Origin of the sequence: Synechococcus sp. 1G10 (assembly GCF_002252625.1) — a bacterium.
Taxonomy (GTDB): Bacteria; Cyanobacteriota; Cyanobacteriia; order PCC-6307; family Cyanobiaceae; genus Regnicoccus_A.
The window spans coordinates 57,482-81,364 of sequence record NZ_NQKW01000001.1 but is presented as its reverse complement, the minus strand read 5'-3'; the positions used below and the strand labels follow the sequence as shown (position 1 = coordinate 81,364).

Below are 23,883 nucleotides of genomic sequence, written 5' to 3'. Positions count from 1 at the left end.
AGTAATACCCTGCCAGGTCATCAGCCCTGTCGCACGTATGCCCCGAACACGTTGGCCAGGTCTGCTGAGCACCTGTCTGTTTCTCTGGGTGGCCTGGAGCTCCCCACTTCGATCCCAGCCGGTGCCGACTCTCTCCGAACCGGCCCAGGAGCGGATCTCCCTCAGCACGACAACTTTCTCCCTTGATCTGCTGGATCAACTCTGGCAACAGCCCGGCAATCTGTTGGTGTCTCCCTACAGCCTCTACGCCGCTCTGTTGATGGTGGCTAGTGGTGCCGGCGGTGAAACGGCCGCAGTATTGGGCCAGGCCATTCGCCTTGATGCCGCAGGGAGCGATCTGCAAGCTTTCACCAGCCACTCGGCACGCCTCACGGCAGAATCGACCGGGTCGCAGCTGGTCGTGGGGCAGTCGATCTGGCCGGCGGAGCGCTTCACGCTGCAGCCTGCCTTCCGCCAGACGATGGCCACGAGTTTCGGAGCCAGCATCACCCCGCTCAACTATGCCGGCGATCCCCAGGGAGCCGCCCAGCGCATCAATGCCTGGGTCAGCGAGAGCACCCGCGGCAAGATCAAAGAGCTTGTGTCTGAAGAGCAATTCTCACCGGACATGCGCCTGGCGTTGCTGAGCACCATCTGGTTCAAAGGTGAGTGGAAGAATGAGTTCGACCCGGACAACACCCGCACCGGACCGTTCGTTCTGCAGGGAGGCGGCACGAGCTCGGTGCCGCTCATGCATAAGATCGGCTGGTACCGGCTGGGGGCGATCCCGGGCGGCAGGGTTCTGGAGATTCCCTATCAGGGGGAGAGTTACGACACAACGAATCATGCGCTGCTGATCCTGCTCCCTGACAAACGCGATGGCCTGGCGGCTCTGCAACGTCAGCTAACCCCGCAGAGCCTGAAAAAGGCGATCGAGGGGATGAAGGACGAACGAGTGGAGTTGATTCTGCCAAGGTTCAAGATGAGGAGCCGTCCCCATCTGATGGAGCCGCTCGAGCGGATGGGGCTGGGTGCAGTTTTCGGCGCCGATGCTGATCTGTCGGGCATCAGTGCGGTTCCCGATCTCTACCTGTCCAGCGTGCTGCAGGAGGCCATGCTGGAGGTGGACGAAAAGGGAACCGAGGCGGCTGCGGCCACGATTATGGAGATGCCGGTCACAGGACTGAGTGAGGATCCGATCACACCATTCCGTGTGGACCACCCATTTCTGCTCATGATCCGCGATCAGCCCACCGGCACGCTGCTCTTCCTGGGTCGGGTGATGGATCCGGGTGAGCAGGGGTAGCTGCACGAGTTCAGTCTCACTTCCCGTGCGTAGCGGCCGGCCATACTGTGACAGGTGTGAATCAGACCGGAACGGAGCTCGATGGCCCCATGGCTTCCTGGTCTTCTGGCTGGACTGACGGCGCTGCCATGGCTGGCCAGGGCTCCCGTCATCGCGGCGGTTGCCGTGCCGGTTGCATGTCCTGCGCCTGTAACTGCCCAGATCGCCGGCCTCTACCGCTGGCAGGTTGCGCGCCAGAACGGACGGGGGCCGATCGATCTCTCGAGCCAGCGCAACCGCTTCACGCCCGGGCTCTATGCCCAGCTGAGCAAGGCCTACAGGCTGGGCCCTGCAGATGGCGGCTTCGTGGATTTCGATGTGTTCAGCGGCACCCAGGTGGCCACCTTCGGAGCCACGGTGGTGGGATGCGTCACGGGGGAGCAGGGGGGGCTCGAAGCCCTGGTGGACGTGCAGGTGGGCCTGGTCAACCGCGCCCGTGATCTACCCGTGCGGCTGGGGTATCAGATGCGGCCAGGCAAGAGCGGCGAATGGAAGTTTGCCGACATCCGCTATCCCGGTGACCCCGGCTTCCGGCTCTCCTCCTTCCTGGCCGACCTGCTGGCCTCCCCCTCGCCGTAGCCGTCGGTGCTGCCCAGCAGGTGGCGTTGACGGCGGCAGGGCGCGCACTTAGTCATGGGGTAGGCCCCGCAGCGGTTCATGACACTCGATACCCACCGCGAGGAGCTGGCAGCCACCGCCACCGCCCTGGCGCGGCCCGGCAGCGGACTGCTGGCAGCCGACGAATCCACCGGCACGATCGGCAAGCGCTTCGCGGCGATCGGGGTGGCGAACAGCGAGGAGCAGCGCCGCGCCTACCGCACCCTGCTGGCCACTGCGCCTGGGCTGGGGGAGTCGATCAGCGGCGTGATCCTCTACGAGGAAACGCTCTTCCAGGACGCGGCTACTGCCAGCAGCGGTGGCCCACCGGCCGGATCGATCCTTGAGCACTTCCGCCAGCAGGGACTGGTGGTGGGCATCAAGGTGGACATGGGCGTTGAGCCCCTTGCCGGAGGCCTGCCGGGCGAAACCTGGTGCACCGGGCTCAAGGGGTTGCAGGAGCGGGCGGCCCGCTACTACACGCGCGGTGCCCGTTTCGCCAAGTGGCGGGCGGTGCTGCGCATCACAGCCGATGGCTGCCCGTCTGAGCTGGCCGTGCGTGAGAACGCCTGGGGCCTGGCCCGTTACGCCCGCACCGTGCAGGAAGAGGGCCTGGTGCCGATCGTGGAGCCGGAAATCCTGATGGACGGCGACCACGACATCCTCACCACCGCCGCGGTGCAGGAATGGGTGCTGCGCAGCGTCTACGACGCCCTCGGCCGCAACGGGGTGTTCCTTGAGGGGAGCCTGCTCAAGCCCTCGATGACCCTGCCTGGCGCCGAATGCCGACAGCGGCCCACACCCGAGCAGGCGGCGGCCTTCACGCTGCGCACCATGCAGCGCTGCGTGCCCGCAGCCGTGCCGGCGATCCTCTTCCTCTCGGGCGGTCTGAGTGAGGAGGAGGCCAGCGTCTTCCTCAATGCCATCCACCAGACCGCCGGCACTGCTCCCTGGCACCTGGGCTTCTCCTATGGACGCGCCATGCAGCAGTCGTGCCTGAAGCACTGGGCCGGCCACGACGTGACTGCAGGGCAGAAGGCGCTGCTTGCGCGGGCCCGAGCCAATGGCCAGGCAGCCCGGGGGACCTATATCGCCGGATCGGAGCCTTCGGATGGCAAGCCGCTGCATGAGGCCAACTACAGCTATTGAGAGCGGCCACTTCACACATCTGCAATGGTCTGATCGTGTCTCAGGTTGCGCGCCAGCGGTGTGAGCTGGAGGGATGTCTAAGTGAACCCCCTTGCGTCAGGCATGGTTGCGGGATTGCTGTCGCGGTCTACCCCGTCGATAAGACTTTGTCGAAGCCCAGCTCTGCAGCGATCGCGGCGCTTGAGCTGCTCACCATTGAGCTCCCTGATGGCCTGACCACGGAAGCACTCGAGCCGACCATCCCTGAGGGGTGGAATTCGGTGCCTGCTCCAGAATCGCTCCAAGCACTCGGGTCCACGTGGCTCAAGAGCGGACGTAGTGCGGCTTTGAACGTACCGTCCGCAGTCATCACTATCGAACGTAACGTCTTGCTCAATCCACGGCATCCAGAGGTGCACTAAGCGCGCATCATCAGCGATGAGGCCTTCTAATTCGATACGCGATTCTTGTGACTTTAAGCCAGCGAACAACGCCATCTACCTCAGTAGACCTCGCAAGGCTATCTGCTAGACGCAACACTCATTGCGCCTGGTGGTGGCAAGCCTTCAGTAGAATGAAGACTGGTTATCAGTTTCTCGGCTCTTGGTGGGGAGAGAGCTATCAATTGCAGCTCTGATAGTCCTGCCATCAAACTTTCTGGCGTACCTGTCACATAAATGTAGCCATAACTGCACCATGCCTTTGTGACAGTAGCTGTATGGATGTACTGGCTAGATGCAAGGCAGCTGTCATCCCAGCTGCCTTGCTCCAGCGCTTGATGAGTCAGCAGGCCTAGTTGAAGAGGGTTGGCATGTAGCGATGCTTGACCTCATCAAGCCGACGTGGCTAAGAAGGGTCAGAAGAGACCTGCCCAATGGCCAGAAAACTTGCGATTGTGATCAGCGGAGCGGTGTCACTGGGCAGTTATGAGGCTGGGGTGATGTATGAGCTGCTCGAAGCCATTGCCCTCCGCAATGAGTTGCTCAAGAGTGAGCATCCGGAACGCTATGAACAGGATCGGGTGATCATTGATGTGATCACTGGCGCCTCAGCTGGTGCGATGACAGCTGCGATCCTTGGCCAGCAGCTTTATTATGGTGGCGACCGCCTGCGTGATCCGTATAACAATCCTCTGTTCAATGCCTGGGTGAAGGACGTGAATATTGACGGCCTCCTTCAGGTGCCGCGAAACAATCACAAGTATGCCCTGCTCAGCTCTGCTGTCGTTGATGACATCGGAGAAGAGTATATTGCAGATGATCCCGGTGATGCCCTGAATTGCCATCCGGCAGCCGCGGATTCCCTGCGGATTGGCCTGGCCATGGCCAATCTCAATGGCTTCTCCCAGGAGATTGCCAAGGAGAAGAAATCTTTCGCCTATTCCCGCTACAAGGATCAGTTCGTCTGTCTGCTGCGCTGCGTGATTCCTGAGGACATCCAGTCAATCAGTTCGGGTGAGGAGGTCAAAAGGACCGTGCAGCTCACTGAGCTGGAACCTCGTTGGAAGGAGCGACACGTGGTTTGGCGTCCGATGCTGAACATCTGTTCCTGGCCGATCCTTAGATTGATGGCCTTATCCTCAGGAGCGTTTCCATTCGCGTTTCGCGCCCGTCGCATCGTCCGTACTGGCGGCTCTAGTGCCAGTCTGATGCGCACAAGAGATAGTAGTCGCAAGGCCACCGCCGGTGATCAGCTGTACGGCGGCAACTACCTTTACACCGATGGCGGTGTCTTCGAGAATGAGCCGATTGGCATGGCGGCCAGCCTGGCCAAGGAAATCGATGAGAAGGATGGTCATTCGCAGCGCAACTATCTGTTCGTTGCTCCCGGTAAACGCACGATTGATGCCGATCCCTTCTTCAATCGAGAAGACAACCTGCTGGCGATGGCGATTGGCCTGGCCAGTGCGGTCTTCGGACAATCCCGTTTTCAACAGTGGGTGACGGAGGGCCTAGAAGGCAAGCTGCTCACCGTCACCGCTTCCGATGCCTTGCTGATCGGGGATGTGTTCTCTGCGTTCGCAGGATTTCTGGAATTTGAGTTCCGGTCGTATGACTACAACATCGGTAGGCGAAATGCACGTCAGCAGCTGAGAGAAGGGCAGTTTACAGATCTGATCGGTGATTTTCATGACATCGATAGGAAGATGCCGTTTATCGACTGGCTGCCTGACTGGCCGATATCTACGCAATCCCACCAAGAATCATCTGCTTCAGCTTCAGCCTGTGCTGCGAATCCTTTCTCCCATGAACAGATCCAGGACGGCTATGTGGAGCATGAAACTGACTCATGGAAACGGGTACGTGATCATCTTGTTGGTCTCGCTCAACCCTGCATTATCGAGGAGGATGGTGAGCGCCGGCGTGATCAGCTGCAGGAACTGCGTAAGCTCATGGGCAGGGTGGACCCCAGGCGCCGCGTGCTCATCGCTGAGCAGATCAGCGCTCGCGTCGACTCTCTTGTCGACTTCTTCCATAAGGATTATCTCGACAAGCTGGATGCTCGACGACGCTATGGCCCATTGAGGTGGATGCTGCGCCAGATCATCGGGAAGCCGCTCACAAAGCTGATTCTGAGGCGACTGATCACGCCAGTCCTCGAAGTCAATGTCCTGCGGCCGGAGCCTTAGCGCCTCCTCGCCGGGTTTGCTTCTCAGCATCTCTTGCATGTATCTCTTGGAGTTGCTGGCGCGAGAGCAGCAGGGGCCTCAAGTTTGATCAGAATTGACGTACCGCGCGTCATGCGGCTTCCCCTGGAATGTCCCCGTTGGTCGACGCTGACACGCTTCTCCAGGTCGTGCTCCCGAAGCTGCTGCGCATGACGCTCGTCAGCTTCGTGGTGGGCAGCTTCGTGGTGGGCAGTGGTCGCCGCGATCCCCTACCGGCTCATCTCCAGCATCCGCTGGATCGGCGCCAGGGCTCTGACCCGCAGATTCTCATCAAGTTCGATCGCAGGACTCATCGTGTCCAGGCACTGCCAGAGCTTTTCCAACGTGTTCAGACGCATGTAGGGGCAGGCGTTGCAGCTGCAGCCGTCCTGACCTGGCACCTCAACAAAGGTTTTGTGGGGCAGTTGGCGTCGCATCTGGTGCAGGATGCCGGGCTCGGTGAGCACGATGAAGCTGGTGGCGTCGCTGCTGGCGGCGCGGGCAAGCAGTTTGCTGGTGGAGCCGATGAAGTCGGCCAGATCAAGCAGGTTGGGCAGACACTCCGGGTGGGCAATCACCTCGGCCTCTGGATGCTCCAGCTTCAGCCGCAGCAGGGCCTGCTCGCTGAAGGTTTCATGAACAATGCAGCCTCCTGGCCAGAGGGTGAGTTCCCTTCCGCTCTGACGGGCCACCCAGCGGCCCAGGTTCTGATCAGGCGCGAACAGGATCGGCCGCTCGGCCGGCAGCTGCTGCACCAGACTTACGGCGTTGCTGCTGGTGCAGATCAGGTCGCTCTGGGCCTTCACCGCCGCCGAGCAATTGATGTAACTCACCACCAGATGCTCCGGATGCTCGGCGCGGAAGGCGGCGAAGGCATCGGCAGGGCAGGCATCAGCCAGGGAGCAGCCAGCGGCGAGATCCGGCAGCAGCACGGTTTTGCCAGGGCTGAGAATCTTGGCGGTTTCGGCCATGAAGTGAACGCCGCAGAAGACGATCACCTCGGCGTCGGTGGCGGCGGCCTTGCGGGAGAGCTCTAGCGAGTCGCCGATGAAATCGGCCACATCCTGGATTTCAGGACTCTGGTAGTAGTGAGCCAGGATCACGGCCTTGCGTTCCCGGCGAAGTAGGTCGATCGCGGCCGGGAGGTCGTGGGGAACGGTGGGGGCTTCAAGGGCGGCAAAAACCAACCTTGACCTCAACTGGGGCAGGATGAACCCACCCTAGGGAAAGGAGTAGTCGTCACGGCCCACATGCGCCTTGCCATTGCCGGGGATCTGCACGGGCAATGGGACCGGCGTGACGTGACCCTGCTCACCCAGCTCGCTCCCGATGCGCTGCTGGTGGTGGGCGATCTCAGCGATGGCCAGCAGCGCATCGCCGCCAGCCTCGCCGACCTGCCCCTGCCGGTGGCCTGCATCCTCGGCAACCACGACACCGGCAAGGATCACAGCGGCCGCAAGCTGCAGCGCCAGATCGATCGGCTCGGGGAGCGGCACTGTGGCTGGGCCCTGCGCCGGCTCGATCCCCCCGGCCTTTCCGTGGTGGGTGGACGGCCGGGCAGCGCCGGTGGCGGCCACCACCTCTCCAAAGCGGTACAGGCGCTCTGGGGTCCTGTCGAACTGGCTGAGTCGGCTGGGCGGATCGCCGCAGCGGCCCTCTCGGCCGACCCGCGCCTGCCTCTGGTGCTGCTGTCGCACTGCGGTCCGAGTGGCCTCGGCAGCGAGGCCAGCGATCCGTGCGGCCGCGACTGGAAATCGCCCGCCTGCGACTGGGGCGACCAGGACCTGGCCCAGGCGATCGAGCAGATCCGCACCGAGCGCCCCGTGCCTCTGGTGGTCTTCGGGCACATGCACCATGCCCTCAAGCGCGGGCGGGGTGAGCGCCGCAGCTTCCTGATCGATCGCCGCGGCACCGCCTATCTCAATGCCGCCTTCGTGCCGCGCCATGCCGTTGACGGCGAGGGTCGGCAGCTGTGCCATCTGTCGTGGGTGGAGCTGGAGGAAGGCCAGCTGATCCATGCCAGCCATCGCTGGTACGACCCTGAAACGGGGAGGCTGCTCTATGAACAGCTCCTGCACCAGCAGCCCGTGGCACTGCCGTGCTGATCTATGCCGCCATCAGCGGCCATGGCTACGGCCACGGCTCCCGAAGCGGTGCCATCCTGCTGGCCCTGGCCCAAACGCAGCCCGGCTGGCGGCTGGTGCTCTCCACCTCGCTGCCCTCGGCGTTCCTGCGCACAGTCCTGGGAGCGGTGCCCTTCGAGCAGCGCCCCTGCTGCTGGGATGTGGGTGTGGTGCAGGCCGATGCCCTCGGCGCCGATCCAGCTGCCACCCTTGCGGCCCTCAACGATCTGGAGCGGCGCCTGCCTGATCAGATCGCCGCAGAGGCTCGCTGGCTCAGGGCCCAGGCCTGCCCCGTGCTGCTGCTGGGCGATGTGCCACCGGCACTGGCGCTACTGGCCCAGGCGGGAGACTGGCCCCTGATCTGGGTTGGCAATTTCGGCTGGGATGCGATCTATGAGCCGATGGGCGGGTCTTTTCTGGTCTGGGCTGAGCGCTGCCGTGCGCTCTACCGAAAGGGCCAGGGTCTGATCCACTGCCCCTTCTCGATGTCGATGGACTGGGGGCTGCCGGAGATCCGGGTGGGTCTCACTGTGGCGCCGCCCCGTGAGCGGGCGGAAGCCCTCAGGCAAAGGCTGGAGCTGCCTGAGCGCAGTCGCTGCGTGCTGGTGAGCTTCGGTGGGCTGGGGTTTGAGCTGGGGGAGGAACCCTTCCGCCGCTGGCCCCAGCTCACTTTTATATGCACCGATCCTTCGGCCGCAGGGGCGCCCAATGTGCGGCTGTTGCCCCAGGGTCTGCGGCTGCTGGAGTTCATGCCGCTGGTGGAGCGGCTGATCACCAAGCCTGGCTACAGCAGCTTCTGTGAAGCCCTGGCCCACGACGTGGGCATTCACCTGGTGCACCGGGAAGGCTTTGCCGAGGCGCCGGTGCTGGAGGAGGCGCTGCGCCGTCATGGCCTCCACCGGTTCCTCAGCCAGGAGCAACTGCGCTCCGGTGAGTGGCAGCTGGATCAGCCCCTGCATCCAGCTGCGGTGGGTTCCCTGGCGCTGGACGGGGCCCAGCAGGCCGCCGCCTGGCTGAAGCAGCAGGCGCAGGCCTACAGCTGAGATCGCCGGGGAGCATTGCAGCGCAGCCGACCTGGTGTCCGTCGCTACCACTCCCAGGACCACAATCAGCAGAACTGATGATCAACATGTCGAATGATTTTGCATCAACAAACCCTGTGCTGAACAGTGATGTGAACCTCTCGGCCAATTCTGATAGCTGGTGGACAGTTGTGCGACTGTCACTAATGCTATTCCTGCCCCACCCTTCGTTCGACACATTGGCGTGCAACCCAAGTCCGCCGAGATGTATTCTTCCATCGCTTCGACGGTTTCTTCCGAGTTGTCCCTAGATCACTGACCCTGACTGCATTCATCAGAGTTCCTGATCATCACTAATCATTCTTCTCTTCTCAGTTCTGCTTTTTCCGTTCAGAAGTCACGAACGAATTCAAGCTGAGCTCCATATTGTTTTTCGCCATAGCAACATTTTTCCAGGTCGATTCCTCTTGGGTCAACCGGAATTAACGATGCATCAATCATCCTTTCTCCCCCGAACTCTTTTGCTCGCTTTCGCCTCCCGTTTCAGCCGCCTCTGCCTGCCGGCTCTGGTCGTCGCCATGGGCGCACCCGCTCAGGCCACGTCCTGGCAGGAGATCCGCCTGCCCGGAGCGGCCCCGTCCAGCCAGCCCCAGTCGCTGGCGATCGCAACTCCCCAGGATCTTCCTGGTATGCGCGCCATCTTCGAGATCACCCCTGAGAGGAGGGCCCTCCTCAACACAATTCGCTTTGCCGAGGGAACCTGGGCGAACGGCGAAGACGTGGGCTACCGGATCATGTTCGGCGGCAGCCTGATGACTTCCCTGGATCGCCACCCCGATCGGGTCAATCGCACTGTGGGCTACGCCAGCGCGGCTGCTGGTGCCTACCAGTTCATGCCGATCACCTGGTCGATGGCCACCCGTGCCCTGGGCATCACCGGCTTCGGCCCCCAGGTCCAGGATCAGGCCGCCATCTTCCTGATTCACCGCCGTGGCGCTCTGGCCCTGGCCGATCAAGCCATGCTCACCCCTGAACTGGCTGCCAAGCTGGCGCCGGAGTGGGCCTCGTTCCCCACTCTGGCCGGGAGCAGCTTTTACGGCCAACCCGTGAAGCGCTATGGCCAGCTGAGGGCGTTCTATGAGGCCAACCTGGCCAGCCTGCGGGCCATCGAGAACGTCCGCCCTGATATTGCCCAGGCAGCTCCTCCAGTTCAGCCCGCCTGCACCGGAGACAGCCTCAGCTGCGCTCTGCAGGAAACCAGCGCCGGCCGCTGATCCCCGGCCAGGCAGGGCCGGGTCAGTCACCACTGCTCGAGCCTTCCCTGGCTGCGGGTGGTCCCATGGTTTTCTGGGCAATGAGATAAGCCGCCACGGCTCCTCCCAGGAAACCCAGTGCGTTGCGCAGCACCGGCATCAGGTCGGAGGTGCGGGTCACCACAGGGCCCAGACCAAACACCACGAACAACATCACCCACAGCGGTGAGAGCAACAGCACCCAGCTCCAGGCCACCAGATCACCCTGTTTACGTGGGTAGCCGGCAAAGCCGACGATCAGGCCACCCAGCAGTGAGGTGCAGAAGGTGAGGAGCCACTGTTCCTGGGGCAGCCCCGGCACCACCTGGCAGCCGCCCCGCTCCAGGCAGGTCTCCACCGCGCTGAGCGCATCCACGATTGCGCCGTCCTCGCCGTGGTCGCGCACGTAGTACTGGTTGCCGAAGCGGGTCTGCAGCTCCACCCAGAAGGTGCGAGGCATCAGGGCGAAGAGCGCGTCGCCCACGTTGAAATTGAGCAGGTTGCCGCCGCGGGGATCAGCCACCAGCAGCAGGCTGCGCTCATCCAGCCCCCAGAACTCCTTCACCGCCAGACCGGGCGTGCGCTCGTATTGGGTGAGAACCCGCAGTTTCCAGCCGCTGCTCTCTTCGAAGGCCTCCAGGTGCTCCTCCAGGCTGGCCCGCTGGCCGTCGGTCAGCGCCCGGGCCAGATCGATCACGGGAGTTGGGTGATCCGGCAGGAGCGATGGATTGTCGGCGGCCTGAACCATCCCGCCCGGCGCTCCCCCCAGCGGCGCCAGCAACAGCACCAGGGCTGTCAGACAACCAAAGATGGAGCGGAGAAGAGATCTGGCGCCAGGGGCCATGCGGCTGCTTCAGTGGCCTTCCATTCTCTCCGAGGCGTACCCCGCCCGTGCCCCTGCCCGCCTGGCTGGACAAGCGCCTGCATCAGGCCAGAGGCAGCGTGCCCTTCCGCACCTATATGGAGTGGGTGCTCCATGACCCCGAGCACGGCGCCTACGGCGCCGGCCGCCTCAGCATCGGCCCACGCGGAGATTTCGTCACAGCCCCGTCGCTGGGCCCGGAATTCGCGGCCCTGCTGGCCCCCCAGATCGCCCGTTGGCTGGAGGATCTCCCCAGCGGACGCCTGAGCCTGGTGGAGACCGGGCCCGGTGAAGGCAGCCTGGCGGCCCAGCTGGCCGAAGTGCTCTCAGCCGGCTGGCCCCAGCTGGCCAAGCGGCTGGAGCTGGTGCTGGTGGAGCCCAACGAGGGCATGGCGGAACGGCAGCGCCAGCGCCTGAAGGGCTGCCCTCTGCCTTTGCGCTGGAGCAGTTTTGCCGAGATGGCAGCCGCTCCGCTCACCGGTGTGGTGCTGGCCCACGAGGTGCTCGATGCCCTGGCGGTGGAGCGGATCGAGCGCAGTGGGGACCACTGGCGCCGGCAGCAGGTGACGCTCCAGGAGGGGACGTTACGGATAGTGCCCGGCGAACCCCTGGAGCCGGAAGATCAGGCGCGGCTGGAGCCCCTCGGGCTGCTGCCCCTTGATCCACGGCGTCCGCCGGGCTGGTGCAGCGAGCTCCATCCCGGGCTGGCCCCCTGGCTGGCGGCCTGTGCCGCCGCTCTGGCCCATGGCCGCCTGCTGGTGATCGACTACGCCCTCGAGGCCTGGCGCTACTACGCCCCCCAACGCAGCAACGGCACTCTGATGGCCTATCGCGCCCAGCGAGCCAGCTCCGATCCCCTGCTGGAACCTGGCCAGTGGGACCTCACCGCCCACCTCTGCATCGAGAGCGTGCTTGAGGCAGCCGACGCTGCCGGTTGGAGTTTTCTGGGCCAGCGGCGGCAGGGCGAAGCCCTGCTGGCCTTGGGGCTGGCCCAGCGCCTGCATGGGCTGCAACAGCCGCAGACAGCGGCGGCCCAGGCCACCAGCCCAGGGCGGAGTGAGGGGTTGGCTGAGCTGCTGGCCCGGCGCGAGGCCCTGCTGCGTCTGGTGGATCCCACCGCCCTCGGCGACTTCCGCTGGCTGGCCTTCAGCCGCGGCGAGGTCTCGCCGGCGGCTGGCTCCAGCGCCGAGCTCTTCCTGCAGGAGCCTGGCGAGGGCACGTAGCTTGCCCTGATGGAGCCCACCATCCTCGACGTAGACCTGCTGGCCTTCGAGCGCGGAGATGACAGAAGCCGGCAGGCGGTGATCGATGGGGTGAGACGCAGCCTGGCCACCGGCTTCGTGTACACCAGCAGCGATCTCTCCGCCGATCTGCTTGACACCGCTTACGGCATGCTGGCCCGCTTCTTCGCCCTCGATGGGGCCAGCAAGGGTCGCTTCACAGCAGCCGGGGCCTCCGGTCAGACGGGCTACACCGGCCTGCTGGTGGAAACCGCTGCCGGCAGCGAGCGGGCCGACTGGAAGGAGATGCTCAACTGGTCGGCGCCGATCCCGGCCGCCCACCCCCTGCGCCGCCGCTATCCGCTGCTCTACCCAGAGCCTTTGCTGCCCGAAGCGGTGGTGCCCGGCATCACTGAGGTGCTGTTGCGCTTCCACGGGGCACTCGCCGATCTGCAGCGGCGCGTCCTGCGGGTGATCGCCCTGGGCCTGGGCGCGGCCGAGTGCTTGTTCGAGGAGATGGTCAGCGAGGCACCAACCCTCAGCCGTGCCATCCGCTACCCGCCCATGGCGGCCGCCCCCGGTCCAGGTCACCTCTGGGCCGCTGCCCACGGCGACATCAACCTGATCACCGCCCTGCCCCGGGCCAGCGGTGCAGGCCTGGAAGTGGAGGTGGCCGGCAGCTGGGTGCCGGCCCTGCCGCCCGAGGGGCAGGTGATCATCAACAGTGGCCTGATGCTGGAGCGACTCAGCAACGGCCTGATCCCTGCCGGCCTGCACCGGGTGGTGGCGCCGCCCGATCCGAATCAGGAGAGGCTGAGCGTGGTGCAGTTCTGCCACGCCCGTCCCTCCACCCTGCTGGCGCCCCTGGCCAGTTGCTGCACCCCCGACAATCCCCAGCGCCAGGCGGGAGTGCTGGCGGCCGATGCCCTCGAAGAGGTGCTTTACCGCATCAACCTCCTGTAGCGGTGGAGCGCCGTAACTGGGTGCGCCCGCGGCTGTCGCTCAGCCGTGGCGGCAGCTGCCCCGGATCCAGCAACTGCCGCGTGCGCATGTTGACGGTGCTGTCCCGGCGCAGGCCCTTGCTCCAGTCGTAATCGAGCACGGTCAGGGTCTGGAACGGCGCCCCGCTCTGACCCAGCAGCCTGCGGGGACCGCTGCCCAGGGCACCGAGCTGGATCAGGTCGAGCTGCCCAAGCCGGCCGGGGTAGTAGGCGTGCTGATGACCGCTGATGTAGGCCTCCACATCGGCACGCTCCAGCAGCTGGCGCAGCTCCAGGCTCTGGGCCAGCACGTTGCCGGCTGTGTCCCGTCCCTGGGAAACCCCCAGCAGGGGGAGGTGCCCCATCACCAGACGCCTCCTGGCCCCACGGGCCCCTGCGCTCTTCAGGCTCCGCTCCGCCCAGCGCAGTTGCTCGGCAGGTATCTGGGCGGAGGAGGCGTCGAGCACCAGCAGGAACAGCCCGCCCTGGAGAACTGAATAGAAGAAAGGAAAGCCTGAGGCGTCGGCAAAGGTCAGGCCGAGGTCACCCTGCTGGCGGCGCCAGTAGCGGCTGGCCTCCTGCCGCTCCCGCTCGAAGGCATAACGGCTGCCCACCAGGCTGCTGGAAGCATCGTGGTTGCCCATCGCCGGCACGAAGGGCAGGCCTGCCCGGCGCAGGGGCCTGAGCACCTGGCGATCGAAGCCGGCCCACATCGCCTGCAGCTGGCTGGTGCCGAGACTCGCCTTCTGGCCGGCCACCATGTCGCCGGCGCACATCACCAGATCCGGGCGCAGGGAGGGGATCAGGGTGATGCCCTGGCCCACCTCGGGGATGTAGCTGGTGGAGCCATAGCTGGCATTGAGATCACTGATCAGCACCAGCCGCCGGTCGCCACGGGGGGGCAAGCCAAGGCCAGCGGCGCCCGCCGCCGCCAATGGGGCTGCCTGCGCCTGCCGCCAGGTGCTGAAGGCAGCACCCCCAAGGGCCAGCCCCCCCAGGCCGAGAACCTGACGTCGGGTAAGGGATGGGGCCATGGTTGTCATTGCCACTGTCAGACCATGCTGCCGGGGCCGGCGCTTTCTGAGCCAGACCCCATAGGCTGCCCCAGACCGCAACCCTGGCGTGAACTCCCACCTTCAGGAAGCAACCGATGAGGCCCCAACGATGAGCAGCAACGACTTCCGCTACGAGCCGGTGGAGAAATTCGGCGAAGGCCTCACCACCAGCCGGCCCTGGAACACCACAGCCCTGGCAGGGGTGGAGCTCCTCAATGGCCGGGTGGCAATGCTGGGCTTCAGTGCCGCCATCGTCGGCGAATTGCTTACCGGCAAGGGAATCGTCGGCCAACTGGGCGCAGTGCTGGCCTGGTATCTCGGCCAATGAGCGCCTGGGCCTGCGCGCAGTCGGGTTGCAGAAGCTGAAAATCAGTGAATTCGAAGCCGGGAGCCACCGTGCAGCCCACAAGGACAGTTTCGCTGATCGGTTCAGCGGCCTGCCACATGCCGGCCGGGATGACCTGACACCAGGAGTTGGCCTCAGCTGAGAGCGTCAGGCAGCTGGGGGAATCACTCGTGCCATCCCAGCTGTAGAGCCGGAGGCCTTGGCCCTGATAGAGATTCCATACCTCATCGGAGCCCACCCGGTGAAACAGGCTGCACTCACCTGGCCTCAACTGGAAATAGATGTGGGTGAGTGCGCAGCGGTTCTCACTGGTTGCTGTGATCACACGGCGCTTTGAACGGAACACCTCTAGAAAACGTCCGCCTTCAGGGTGATCCATCAGCTGCAGAGGTTGCATGGGCAGAACGGCCATCGGGTCACTCCAGGAGATCGATCACAGCAGAAGACTGGCAAACGTCAGCGCTCGTCGTTCGGCATTCTCTGCACTGCGCTGGCCGTGGTCATGGCCCTAGGGTTCAGGCCCCAGATCCCTTTCTTGATGCAGAGCTCGATGCGGCCGGCCGGTGGCGATGGACCAGGAACCGGTTTTCAGCTGATCGCGGCCGCGGCGGTGGCGCTGCTGATCCTGCTCACTCAGACCATCTTCATCGTCCCAGCCGGCAACGTGGCTGTCGTGACCACCCTGGGACGCGTCACGGGGGGACAGCGCAGCCCAGGTCCCAACGTCAAGGTGCCGTTGATTCAGGCCACATCCTTTTTCGATGTGCGCACTCAGGTGCGTCCGGAGCAGTTCTCCACCCTCACCAAGGATCTGCAGGTGATCGAGGCCACCGCCACGGTGAAGTACGCGATCAAACCGAAGGAAGCAGGACGGATCTACGAAACGATCGCCACCGACAACCAGCAGATCTATCCGCGCATCATTCAGCCATCATTGCTGAAGGCACTCAAGTCGGTGTTCTCCCAATATGAACTGGTGACAATCGCCACCGAGTGGAACAGTATTTCGGAACTCGTGCAAGACAAGGTGGCTCAGGAACTGATCAAGTTCGACTATGTGCAGGTTCAGGGACTTGATCTCACCGGACTGCAGATCGCCGAGGAATACCGTGCCGCGATCGAGCAGAAGCAGATCGCCGATCAACGGCTGCTGCGTGCCCAGACGGAAGTGAAGATCGCCGAGCAGGAGGCCAAGCGCTACGAGATCCTCAACTCGAGCCTCGATGACCAGGTGCTCTACAAGCTGTTCCTCGACAAGTGGGACGGGCAGACATCCGTTGTCCCGGCCCTGCCCGGCACAGCGGGCGGTGGCACCCCCGTGATCGTGAACGGCCGCCGTTGATGCTCAGTCGTAGCGGCAGTCTGGGGTGAGGCCGGGCAAGGTGAACTCCTGGAACCAGAGAAAGTCTCTACTTCTCCAGCCCAGATCGAAGGGGGCTGTGGAGGTCCATTCCCCCTCGTCTAACTGGAACCGTGATTTGAGGTAGTCGGGGACCAGAGCTGCCACTTCCTGCTGCCCTTCGCTCTCTTCATCGGCAAAGAGCCGATCGAGGTAGAGCACTGCGAAGATCGCCGCTTCCTCATCCACCACCACCACCTCGAACGGTCCGTCCTCTGCAGGCAGGGGGGTGACCTCGAAGAACTCATCCCGCTCCAGAGGATCGGCCGGCGCCTTCTCCATCAGGGCAGCGAGGGCCTGCTTGAAGCGATCGAGAGTCATGGCGATTGCTGCGGCTGTTCCTGCATCCTCGCCCTGCCCCCCAGGCCCCAGAGCCAAAGCGTTACAGCCAGCCCATGCAGCAGCACCGGCGGCCAGAGGGAGCCCGTGACCCCGTAGATCAGCACGCAGGCGCCCCCCAGCAGGGCGCACTGCGCCAGGAAGCGCCCGTCGCGGAACACGCCTCGCCCCGGCGGATACCACCAGCGCGCCGCCACAGGGTGATACAGCACGAACAGACCCAGGCTCAGAGCTCCCCAGGCTGCAGCACTGGCAAGTGATTCACCTTCAAGCGGATGGGGCAGCAGAGCCACGCGGAAGATCAACTCCTCCCCAAGGGCCGGCATCAGCAGCAGAGCCGGAATGGCCCGCAGCGCCGGACCGATCGCCTCCAGCCTCCAGGGGCTCAGAAAACCTGACCGCCAGCCAAGAGGCAGGGCAAGCGCCGCATAGGCCACCAGGATCGTCAGAGCACGGCCAAGGGCGGCTGGGCCAAGGGGCGCGAACAGGGCATCGCTGAAACGCCGCAGCAGGGTGGAGAGAATCGGGATCTGACCCAGCAGCAGGGTCGGTGCCAGGGGCTCGATTGAGGTGTCGCCTCCCGCCAGCTGGTTGCTGCGCAGGAACCAGAGGCTGGCGCCGTGCTGCAGGAACACCCGGGACATGTCGTCGTGGGCGCGGCGGGGAAGCATCGAGCGCCAGCTCATCAGAGCATCGATCCCCGTCTCGCCGCGCACGAAGGCATCAGCAGCCACCACTGTCGCGTTGTGGCGCCAGTCGGACCGTGCCGTGCCGAAGGGGGTCAGCAGCTCGTCGAGGGAGGAGGTGAGTCTTGCCAGTTGACGGACGGCCTGGCTGGACTTTTCCTGCGGGTGGTCCTTGAGCCAACGCCGCAGCCTCGGTTCGTCCGCTGCCCGGCGGCGCAGGCGATCGATGGCGATGAAAAGCGCCTGGCTCGAATCCTGCACGCAGGATGTGGACGGGGTCACCGTGGAGACGCCGCTGCCATCGCCACTGCGGTAGCGGGCCATCAGCACCTCCGCCTGGATCTCCAGCTCCCGCAGCAGCGAGAGCCGTTGCCCATCCACTGTCAGGTCGTCGAAGGGCTGCAGTTTGATCAGCACATCAGAGATGGGCCTGGAGCCCAGCCAGCCCCGTTGCAGATCTCCGCTGAAGGCGGTCCAGTCCTGGATTCCCGAGACGATGCCATTGGGGTTGTTGGCATAGATCTGGTGGTAGCGCAGATCGAAGCGCGGCTCTCCGGTGATGGCATCGCTCACCACACGCGCTTCCCCGAAGGCGAAATGGCCGGTCACGGTGGCGCCGCTGATCTGCTCGCCCCCCGGCCCGCCGATGCCACCGAAGCTGTGGATCAGCAGGGCTCGATCTCCCTCCCGCCACCGCTCGCCCACCGGCCCCACAGGGCTGTTGCCATTAGCCCCTGAGTGCTCGAGCAGCACCCGCTTGATCCGCCCCCGTTGCCGGGGGGTATCGGCCCAGTTGCCACGCAGGATGTAGGGGATCCCCTGGCGGGCCGCGGGCAGCACGGCATCGGGTTGGAGCAGGTGCAGGGCCCTTGGCTTGATGGCCTGCACGGTGAACAGCCCCTCGGCGTCGGGAGCGCCGTAGACGTACCACCCCTTGTCACCAATGGGATTGGAGCTCAGTCCCCGGGGAGTGGAGATCCAGCGGCCGTAACGATCCCGCGGCTGCTGGGGCACACGCACCACATCAAGGGGGCCGCTGAAGTCGTTCCGGCCTGGGTTCCAGTGGCGCACCCGCAAGCGCTCAGGATCCCCGGCGACAGGGCCGAGGATCCGCACCAGGCCCACATAGCGGCCGCTGATCTGCAGCGGTGGCCGACCGATGGTCAGCCGGGTGGATCCTTCAGCTCCCGGCTCCACCTCCACCTCCTCCAGCTGCACGATCAGATCGTCGTTGGGGCGTGCTCCTGCCAGCGACTGCAAAGGCCCCACCCGCCGGCGCCCATCCAGGCGCCGCGGCAGCAGATTTCCCTGGGACTCGATCTCCTCCGCCGCCGGAGCGAAGCGCACATCGGTGCTCACCCGCTCCACCAGCTCCCGCAAGGCCGGACGCTCTGCCCAGCCCAGGCGCAGCACCTGTCCTACGAGCTCGGCCGAGGCCGGCGGGGCATACTCGATTTCGACCCAGACCCAGTCGCCGGGCTCCTGGCTGTTCTCTGCCGCGCCGGGCAGGATCAGCCGCCCGATCCAGTCGGCATGGGGACGGTACAGCTGCGGATCAGGGCGCTGGCTGAGCGGGTAGTGGCTGGGCCGGTTGAAGGGCGCGGCCTGGGCCAGGACATAGCTGCTGGTGGGGGCCGGCTCGCTCGCCTGCACCGGAGCCAGCAGGAGCGACACGGCCAGGGCCACCAGGAGCAGGAGAGCTCGCAGTGGCCGCGGCCCCAGGCATGACAGCCGCCTTGGCGAAAGGAGGGATGGGGATGTCAATACTGGTGGCCTCGCGCTGGTAGGGCCACGTCCAACTGGGCGGATCCGCACTGGCTGCAGTAGGGGAGATGGCGATGAGTGGGCTTGTGGCAGTGCACGCAATCGCGGAACTGGGCGTAACCGCAATGGGGGCAATGGCGGCATCCGGACGGGAGCCTGCGGGCGCAGCGCAGACAGCGGTTGCGCTGCGCCCGCTCGGCCGCCTGCACCCTCGGGTTGAACACCAGGGTCTGCAGCAGTTTGATCAGGGTGAAGCCCAGCACGGGCACCACCAGCAGGTACAGGTAGGCCACCAGGAAGCGCAGGTTGCCCACCAGGGCCTGCACCAACCGCAGTACCAGGCTGAAGAGCACACCCACCTGGGCCCCCTCAGCCAGTTTCAGCAGCAGCGGGATCAGGGAGATAACCAGCAGGTGCCAGCTGACCAGCGCCAGCAGGCCATGGCCGCGACGCAGGGCCAGACGGTGGATCAGCAGGCTCAGCAGCACCAGCGGCAGCAGAAAGAGGCTCTGCAGCAGCAGACTCAGGCTTGGGGCCCAGAACAGGGCTCGCTTGAAGCGGAGCTCCAACGCCTCGAAGCTGGCTGTGCTGTTCAGGAAACCCAGGAAGGACTGGCTGTCAGGGGCCTCCAGCAGGCGTTGATTGAGGGTTACCACTTCGGCCCGAAGGGTGCTGATGCGGGTGTCGTTGGCTTCGACCCGCCGCCGGGCCTGGGCAGCGGGGACCGGCTGAAGGGCTTGGCTAGAGGGCTGGCCGGCGATCTGCTCCAGCAGGCTGGTGTCGTACTGAGAGCGGATCACGGCGTTGGACTGCTCCAGGGCGCTAATCTCTGTCTCGGCTGCATTGAGGCCACGCTGCAGCAAGCGCAGCTCCGACTGGGCTGCGAGGCGGTCCTGGTAGCCTGCGAACTCCAGGCAGAGGGGGTCCACCTGGCCGAGGTGATCGCGACTGGCCTGGAGGGCACTGGCGCGGAAGCCCTGTTCGGGGGCTGAAGCCTCGGGCTGGCCTGGCACACGACGCGGAATCGCCCGGCGCAGGATCGCCAGGTCCTTCTCCTGCCGCTGGCTGCTGCCCTGCTGGTACAGGCTCCACTCGGCCTGACAGGGGAAGGCCTGCTGCGGGCTGAGGGGCCATTCGGCGATGGCAGCCATGCCGTTGAAGATGTTGACGAGCAACACCAGATCAACCAGCACGATCACCAGCAGGCTGGCCTTGTTCAGGGGCTGGCCGTTCAGGTGTCCCGAGTGCTGCAACAGACCCCTGATCAGCCGCCCCAGCCGGTGCCGGGCGCGGGTGAAAAGGGCGGTGAACGGGAATCCTTGTGGCATCGGCACGGTTCTAGGGCCAGAGGCGCAGGGTCGCAGGCACCCCGTCCAGGCGCCAGAGCTGGGCCCTGTGGCGCAACAGCTCCTGCCCCACGATCGCTTCCACCTGCAGGCTCGTGAAGATCGGATTGACGGTCACGATGGCATCGACCGGCTGGCCAGGATCGCCCCCGGGCAGCGCCAGGCCGGATAAGGCCTGGCGGCGGGCAGTCTGCTCGCCGCAGAACCCCGTCAGTCGCAGAGCGCTGGCCGGTGCCAGCGGCCGCAGCCGGGCCGCCAGGCCCGCCGTGATGAACAGCCCTTCCGCGCCGGTGTCGGCCAGAGCGAGGGCCAGGCCCGCCGGTGTACTGAGGGGCAGCAGCGGCACCCCTTCCCTCCAGAGCAGATTCAGGCTGGTGGAGGCCCCGGCGTGGTCTCCCCGGCGAAAATGATCGGCGTCAGCGAGGGCCAGCGGTCCGAGGCTCAAGCGCTGGCCGTGGGGATCAATCCAGATCGGCTGCTGCCGCAGCTGCGGGGCCCCCAGGACACCGTCCACCCCCGGGGGCAGTCCCGCCACCGGCAGCACCAGCGCCTCCATGCCGCTGAGCTGGAGCCGTTCGCCAGCAGCGGCAAGCACGAGTTCGGGCAGCTTCACCCGCCGGGGCTTCAGGTCTGGGCAGGCCTCTCCGGCACCGGCGAGCGCGAATGCCTTCGGATCCACAACGCGGCTCTCAAGGTCCAGCCGGCGCACCAGCTCGGGGGTCACAAGAGTTGTGGAGGCGCCGGTGTCGAGCAGCAACCGCACCGGGCCGCCGCGGCTCTGCAGGCTGAGCACGGGGGTGTCCCCGCCAGTGGCCCGCTCCAAGGGGATGCTCACCTGGCCCCTGCTCCGGCCAGGAGCCAGGGGCGGACCCCCCAGCTGGATCAAAGCCGCCGTCGTGGTGGATGGAGTGGTGGCTGCCGTGGAGCTGAGGGCGGGGCCGGCGAGCTGCAGGCCCGCCATCGCCAACCCATGCGCCAGTGCCAGCGCCGCCGCTTGTCTGCTCATCTGCCGTCGGCGCGGCGCAGGGTGACTGCCAGGGCCCCATCGGGTCGCCGCAGCTCCAGCCGGTTCGCTTCGATCTGCCATTGGCTGGCGGATTCAAGGGCGCTCAGAAACTGGATTTCCTGCTCCATCACTCCCGCGGGCCGTACGCAGATCCTGCGGGTCGCCGCCGGCGGCCCCACCTTGATCCTTCCCTGGCCGAGCACGGCCGTTGCGGTGTAGCGGTTGCATCCAGCCGTTCCCACCAGGCGGCCCCTGGCGCGAAGTTCCAGGCTGAGCGTGGTGCCGGTCAGGGTGCTGACGACTGCCTCCTTGCCGTTGTTGAGCCCGGTGACGATCCAGAGGGCGCCGGCGATCTCCTGGGGCTGGGGCCGGAAGCGGGCCAACGTCTTGCCATTGGAGGCCATCAGCTCCAGCTGGCTGTTGCGAAGGCTGTAGCCCCTCGTCGCCGAAAGTGCCGCCCTGAAGGACTGAGCCTGACGCATCTGCTCTTCGGGGCAAGCCATCTGGGTGGAGGGGCCCTGGTCGGTCACGCGGAACATGGAGTCCCTGAGCAGCACGGCAGCGGAATAGCGGTTGCAGCCGTCGCTGCCGCTGATGCGACCTTTCTCCAGGCGCAGGGTCGGAACTGGGGGCACCAAGGTTTTTTGCCCCGGAAACGATTCCAGCAGCCAGGCACTCCACTCCAGACCCTGGGTCTGTGCCAGCAGCGGACTGACCGTGATCGCCATCATGGCGCCGATGGCCAGGCTGAGCGAAGCCCTTGCACCGGCGCTGCTTCTGATCACGTTGAGCTCCACCAACGGTGGCACCCATCCTGGTACCCAGCATCACCTGGGACGTGAGTCAATCCAGGAGCACGCTCCAAGGGTGAGAAGCCGCTGTCGGCTCCGCTCAGCGGCGGCCGGCTCAAGCTGGGTACCGGCCGATGACTTCCAGATAGCGGTCCTCCGCTGCTCCCACCAGCAGCTGCTCAAGGCCGGCCTGATGCAGCTGCTCCTCCACCTCCTGAACTGTGAAGGCGGCCCGGAGAGAGTGGCGGTAGTCGTGCTGGAGCACTGGTGGGGCCCCGGCTGCATGGGTGGCCACCAGATGATCAAGTGCGGCCTGATCAGCGGGCCGCCGTAGGTCCTTGATGTAGATCGCGGCCCCGGGGGCCGCCAGCTGCCGCACCGTGCTCCAGAGAACCTGGGGATCGTGGAGGTGATGCAGAAGGCTGTTGCTCACAACGGCGTCGTAGCCACCCTCCAACTGAAGCGAGGGGAGCAGGGCCTGCTTGAAGCTCACGACTCCGGAGAAGAGGGAACCCTGCTGTTGCTGTTGCAGCTGCTGATCCAGGCGGGCGATGGCGATGGCCAGCATTGCGCCGGAGCCATCCACCCCCACCACCTGGCTGGAGGGGTAGCGGCTCGCAAGCCGGAAGGTGATGTTGCCGGGGCCACAGCCCAGATCGATGATTCGCTTCCCCAGCTCGGAGCCGAAACAGACGGCGATGCGCTCGACCATGGCCTGGTCGGAGGCACTGAAATCGGCCTCGGCGTAGGCCTGGGCCTGCTCGGCCCCATCCATCAATTCGGGCTCACAGACGCGTTCGATCCGGATGCTCCTGGAAGCCATGACGATTCTCCCATCGGTGCATCTCACCCCGTGGCTGTTTCAGGGGCTGGAGCGGCTCTTGGAGGTCTGACGTTCACCGCTGCTGGTGAACTGATACCAGCGGATCTGCTCGATCGTTCCCAGGGTCTGGGACTCTCCTGAGGCTGTGGTCACGGTGATCAGATCAGGGCGGCCCGCCAGCACCTCCAGCCCTTCCCCCAGCGAAAAGGTTCCGGTGCCGGTGAACAGGCCACGGAACAGCTCCTTGCCTTCACCGTTGCGCACCTCAAGCCAGCTGGGTTCTCGGCTGGTGAGCAGAAGGCTCCCCAGGCTGGGCTTGCCGGGGTCGGCTGGCTTGGCGGAGCTGGCGGGCTTGACGGACGCGCTTGTTGTGGTGGCTGGCTTGGCGAGATTGCTGGAGGAGGGTTGGATCTGCTTCGTGCCGATGGCCAGGCCCGCCACCAGGGCCAGCACACCGGCACCGCCTGCCAGCAGCCAGGTCAGCCCGCCCCGTCGCAGGGGCTTCTGGGTTGACGGAAGCTGGACGGGACTGCTGGGATCCCGGGGTGCCATGGCGGGGGCTGCCAGGCTCACCCTGGCCACGGAGCCCGAAGGCTGGCCCGCGCTGCTTGGTGCTGGGGAGGGTGCGGAACGGCGGCTGACCCCGGGCAGGTGGATGTCCAGCAGGGACTCGGTCACTTGATCGGCGTCGAGGCCGAGGCTGGTGGCCACCCGCCTGGCCTGGGCGATCAGGTAGATCCGCTCCGGTAGCCGTGTGTGATCACCCGACTCAAGGGCGCTGAGCCTGTCGGCGGAGAGGTAGTTCTGCTCCGCCAGCACCGCCAGGGGGATGCCCCTGGCCTCACGGGCCTCAGCAAGTGTCTTGCCCAGACTCACCAGGGCGGGTAGACGCTCGGAGCCTGCGGACTCGGTTGTGGCAACCGGTTCGCCGGGCTCCGCGGGGTGGGACGCGCGCTCGCTCACGCTGGGGTTGCCTTCGAAGGATCCGCCCATCATGAAGGGAAGCTCCGATGCCATCAGACGCCACTGATGCAGGTTGCTTCTTGGCTGCTTGTGCAGACATTGCTCAAAGAACAGGGCTGCGTGATACGGCGAGATTCAAGCCGCTGCCAGCAGACTGCGGGTCGTTGCAT

Annotated in this window: 23 protein-coding genes; 12 read left to right on the top strand and 11 right to left on the bottom strand. The window is 65.4% G+C overall.

Annotation, left to right across the window (positions count from 1 at the left end; translation table 11 throughout):
* Positions 1-37: 37 nt before the first annotated feature.
* The 5 genes from CJZ82_RS00395 to CJZ82_RS00380 all read left to right on the top strand — a co-directional run bounded on the left by CJZ82_RS00395 (position 38) and on the right by CJZ82_RS00380 (position 5,678).
* Positions 38-1,285 carry a serpin family protein gene (locus CJZ82_RS00395; RefSeq protein ID WP_158218462.1) on the top strand — a complete coding sequence of 416 codons (1,248 nt, stop codon included), beginning with the start codon at positions 38-40 and terminating at the stop codon, positions 1,283-1,285.
* A gap of 81 nt (positions 1,286-1,366) precedes the next feature.
* A complete protein-coding gene (locus CJZ82_RS00390) occupies positions 1,367-1,903 on the top strand; it encodes a hypothetical protein (protein ID WP_233129935.1) in 537 nt (178 codons plus the stop codon).
* Positions 1,904-1,981: 78 nt separating this feature from the next.
* Positions 1,982-3,070, top strand: coding sequence for a class I fructose-bisphosphate aldolase (locus tag CJZ82_RS00385; RefSeq protein WP_094553824.1), 1,089 nt, complete (start codon positions 1,982-1,984; stop codon positions 3,068-3,070).
* Between the two features lie 35 nt (positions 3,071-3,105).
* Complete coding sequence (locus CJZ82_RS19505) at positions 3,106-3,471, top strand: RES family NAD+ phosphorylase (protein WP_369819996.1); 366 nt, start codon at positions 3,106-3,108, stop codon at positions 3,469-3,471.
* Positions 3,472-3,923: 452 nt separating this feature from the next.
* The gene (locus tag CJZ82_RS00380) at positions 3,924-5,678 is read left to right on the top strand and encodes a patatin-like phospholipase family protein (RefSeq protein ID WP_094553823.1); all 1,755 of its coding nucleotides are present in this window, start codon (positions 3,924-3,926) and stop codon (positions 5,676-5,678) included.
* A gap of 248 nt (positions 5,679-5,926) precedes the next feature.
* Here CJZ82_RS00380 and nadA read toward each other — a convergent pair whose 3' ends face one another.
* Positions 5,927-6,883: a quinolinate synthase NadA gene (gene nadA, locus CJZ82_RS00375; RefSeq protein WP_198949582.1), complete on the bottom strand. Its 957-nt coding sequence runs from the start codon at positions 6,881-6,883 to the stop codon at positions 5,927-5,929.
* A 63-nt stretch (positions 6,884-6,946) separates the two neighbouring features.
* Here nadA and CJZ82_RS00370 point away from each other — a divergent pair, with 63 nt between their 5' ends.
* The 3 genes from CJZ82_RS00370 (at position 6,947) to CJZ82_RS00360 (ending at position 10,115) form a co-directional block, all read left to right on the top strand.
* Positions 6,947-7,801 carry a TIGR04168 family protein gene (locus CJZ82_RS00370; protein WP_094553821.1) on the top strand — a complete coding sequence of 285 codons (855 nt, stop codon included), beginning with the start codon at positions 6,947-6,949 and terminating at the stop codon, positions 7,799-7,801.
* Positions 7,795-8,862: a hypothetical protein gene (locus CJZ82_RS00365; protein ID WP_094553820.1), complete on the top strand. Its 1,068-nt coding sequence runs from the start codon at positions 7,795-7,797 to the stop codon at positions 8,860-8,862. The genes CJZ82_RS00370 and CJZ82_RS00365 overlap by 7 nt, the downstream gene beginning before the upstream one ends.
* A gap of 557 nt (positions 8,863-9,419) precedes the next feature.
* On the top strand, positions 9,420-10,115 hold the full coding sequence (locus CJZ82_RS00360) for an endolysin (RefSeq protein WP_369819995.1): 696 nt from the start codon (positions 9,420-9,422) through the stop codon (positions 10,113-10,115).
* Positions 10,116-10,137: 22 nt separating this feature from the next.
* Here the strand turns inward: CJZ82_RS00360 and CJZ82_RS00355 are convergent, their stop codons facing one another.
* Positions 10,138-10,977 (bottom strand): TPM domain-containing protein, encoded by an 840-nt coding sequence (locus tag CJZ82_RS00355; RefSeq protein WP_094553818.1) that lies wholly within the window; start codon positions 10,975-10,977, stop codon positions 10,138-10,140.
* Positions 10,978-11,024: 47 nt separating this feature from the next.
* On the opposite strand from CJZ82_RS00355, the gene CJZ82_RS00350 reads away from it, so the two are divergent.
* Positions 11,025-12,218 (top strand): class I SAM-dependent methyltransferase, encoded by a 1,194-nt coding sequence (locus tag CJZ82_RS00350; RefSeq protein ID WP_094553817.1) that lies wholly within the window; start codon positions 11,025-11,027, stop codon positions 12,216-12,218.
* Between the two features lie 9 nt (positions 12,219-12,227).
* On the top strand, positions 12,228-13,178 hold the full coding sequence (locus CJZ82_RS00345) for an isopenicillin N synthase family oxygenase (RefSeq protein WP_094553816.1): 951 nt from the start codon (positions 12,228-12,230) through the stop codon (positions 13,176-13,178).
* Here CJZ82_RS00345 and CJZ82_RS00340 read toward each other — a convergent pair.
* Positions 13,165-14,229 carry a metallophosphoesterase gene (locus CJZ82_RS00340; RefSeq protein ID WP_094554098.1) on the bottom strand — a complete coding sequence of 355 codons (1,065 nt, stop codon included), beginning with the start codon at positions 14,227-14,229 and terminating at the stop codon, positions 13,165-13,167. The genes CJZ82_RS00345 and CJZ82_RS00340 overlap by 14 nt on opposite strands.
* A 130-nt stretch (positions 14,230-14,359) precedes the next feature.
* Here CJZ82_RS00340 and CJZ82_RS00335 point away from each other — a divergent pair, with 130 nt between their 5' ends.
* Positions 14,360-14,578: a chlorophyll a/b-binding protein gene (locus CJZ82_RS00335; protein ID WP_094554097.1), complete on the top strand. Its 219-nt coding sequence runs from the start codon at positions 14,360-14,362 to the stop codon at positions 14,576-14,578.
* Here the strand turns inward: CJZ82_RS00335 and CJZ82_RS00330 are convergent.
* A complete protein-coding gene (locus CJZ82_RS00330; protein ID WP_094554096.1) occupies positions 14,517-14,993 on the bottom strand; it encodes a cupin domain-containing protein in 477 nt (158 codons plus the stop codon). The two genes, CJZ82_RS00335 and CJZ82_RS00330, sit on opposite strands and share 62 nt — an antisense overlap.
* A 141-nt stretch (positions 14,994-15,134) precedes the next feature.
* Here CJZ82_RS00330 and CJZ82_RS00325 point away from each other — a divergent pair, with 141 nt between their 5' ends.
* Complete coding sequence (locus CJZ82_RS00325; RefSeq protein ID WP_094553815.1) at positions 15,135-15,938, top strand: prohibitin family protein; 804 nt, start codon at positions 15,135-15,137, stop codon at positions 15,936-15,938.
* A 3-nt stretch (positions 15,939-15,941) separates the two neighbouring features.
* On the opposite strand, the gene CJZ82_RS00320 is transcribed toward CJZ82_RS00325, so the two are convergent.
* From CJZ82_RS00320 to CJZ82_RS00290, 7 genes are all read right to left on the bottom strand, one after another.
* Complete coding sequence (locus tag CJZ82_RS00320) at positions 15,942-16,316, bottom strand: hypothetical protein (protein WP_094553814.1); 375 nt, start codon at positions 16,314-16,316, stop codon at positions 15,942-15,944.
* Complete coding sequence (locus CJZ82_RS00315; protein ID WP_233129934.1) at positions 16,313-18,706, bottom strand: type II CAAX prenyl endopeptidase Rce1 family protein; 2,394 nt, start codon at positions 18,704-18,706, stop codon at positions 16,313-16,315. The genes CJZ82_RS00320 and CJZ82_RS00315 overlap by 4 nt, the downstream gene beginning before the upstream one ends.
* Positions 18,707-18,780: 74 nt before the next feature.
* The gene (locus tag CJZ82_RS00310) at positions 18,781-20,112 is read right to left on the bottom strand and encodes a zinc ribbon domain-containing protein (protein ID WP_094553813.1); all 1,332 of its coding nucleotides are present in this window, start codon (positions 20,110-20,112) and stop codon (positions 18,781-18,783) included.
* A gap of 10 nt (positions 20,113-20,122) precedes the next feature.
* Positions 20,123-21,136, bottom strand: coding sequence for an aspartyl protease family protein (locus CJZ82_RS00305; RefSeq protein ID WP_158218461.1), 1,014 nt, complete (start codon positions 21,134-21,136; stop codon positions 20,123-20,125).
* Positions 21,133-21,933 carry an META domain-containing protein gene (locus tag CJZ82_RS00300; protein ID WP_233129970.1) on the bottom strand — a complete coding sequence of 267 codons (801 nt, stop codon included), beginning with the start codon at positions 21,931-21,933 and terminating at the stop codon, positions 21,133-21,135. Before CJZ82_RS00300 ends, CJZ82_RS00305 begins: the two co-directional genes overlap by 4 nt.
* 109 nt (positions 21,934-22,042) lie before the next feature.
* A complete protein-coding gene (locus CJZ82_RS00295) occupies positions 22,043-22,750 on the bottom strand; it encodes a trans-aconitate 2-methyltransferase (RefSeq protein ID WP_233129933.1) in 708 nt (235 codons plus the stop codon).
* Between the two features lie 39 nt (positions 22,751-22,789).
* Complete coding sequence (locus CJZ82_RS00290; protein ID WP_094553810.1) at positions 22,790-23,767, bottom strand: helix-turn-helix domain-containing protein; 978 nt, start codon at positions 23,765-23,767, stop codon at positions 22,790-22,792.
* Positions 23,768-23,883 lie beyond the last annotated feature (116 nt).

Coding starts and splice junctions, on each gene's coding strand:
- CJZ82_RS00395 (WP_158218462.1), top strand. CDS start 38: ATGCCCCGAACACGTTGGCCAGGTCTGCTGAGCACCTGTCTGTTTCTC.
- CJZ82_RS00390 (WP_233129935.1), top strand. CDS start 1,367: ATGGCCCCATGGCTTCCTGGTCTTCTGGCTGGACTGACGGCGCTGCCA.
- CJZ82_RS00385 (WP_094553824.1), top strand. CDS start 1,982: ATGACACTCGATACCCACCGCGAGGAGCTGGCAGCCACCGCCACCGCC.
- CJZ82_RS00380 (WP_094553823.1), top strand. CDS start 3,924: ATGGCCAGAAAACTTGCGATTGTGATCAGCGGAGCGGTGTCACTGGGC.
- CJZ82_RS00370 (WP_094553821.1), top strand. CDS start 6,947: ATGCGCCTTGCCATTGCCGGGGATCTGCACGGGCAATGGGACCGGCGT.
- CJZ82_RS00360 (WP_369819995.1), top strand. CDS start 9,420: ATGGGCGCACCCGCTCAGGCCACGTCCTGGCAGGAGATCCGCCTGCCC.
- CJZ82_RS00355 (WP_094553818.1), bottom strand. CDS start 10,977: ATGGCCCCTGGCGCCAGATCTCTTCTCCGCTCCATCTTTGGTTGTCTG.
- CJZ82_RS00345 (WP_094553816.1), top strand. CDS start 12,228: ATGGAGCCCACCATCCTCGACGTAGACCTGCTGGCCTTCGAGCGCGGA.
- CJZ82_RS00340 (WP_094554098.1), bottom strand. CDS start 14,229: ATGGCCCCATCCCTTACCCGACGTCAGGTTCTCGGCCTGGGGGGGCTG.
- CJZ82_RS00335 (WP_094554097.1), top strand. CDS start 14,360: ATGAGCAGCAACGACTTCCGCTACGAGCCGGTGGAGAAATTCGGCGAA.
- CJZ82_RS00330 (WP_094554096.1), bottom strand. CDS start 14,993: ATGCAACCTCTGCAGCTGATGGATCACCCTGAAGGCGGACGTTTTCTA.
- CJZ82_RS00325 (WP_094553815.1), top strand. CDS start 15,135: ATGCAGAGCTCGATGCGGCCGGCCGGTGGCGATGGACCAGGAACCGGT.
- CJZ82_RS00320 (WP_094553814.1), bottom strand. CDS start 16,316: ATGACTCTCGATCGCTTCAAGCAGGCCCTCGCTGCCCTGATGGAGAAG.
- CJZ82_RS00310 (WP_094553813.1), bottom strand. CDS start 20,112: ATGCCACAAGGATTCCCGTTCACCGCCCTTTTCACCCGCGCCCGGCAC.
- CJZ82_RS00305 (WP_158218461.1), bottom strand. CDS start 21,136: ATGAGCAGACAAGCGGCGGCGCTGGCACTGGCGCATGGGTTGGCGATG.
- CJZ82_RS00295 (WP_233129933.1), bottom strand. CDS start 22,750: ATGGCTTCCAGGAGCATCCGGATCGAACGCGTCTGTGAGCCCGAATTG.
- CJZ82_RS00290 (WP_094553810.1), bottom strand. CDS start 23,767: ATGGCATCGGAGCTTCCCTTCATGATGGGCGGATCCTTCGAAGGCAAC.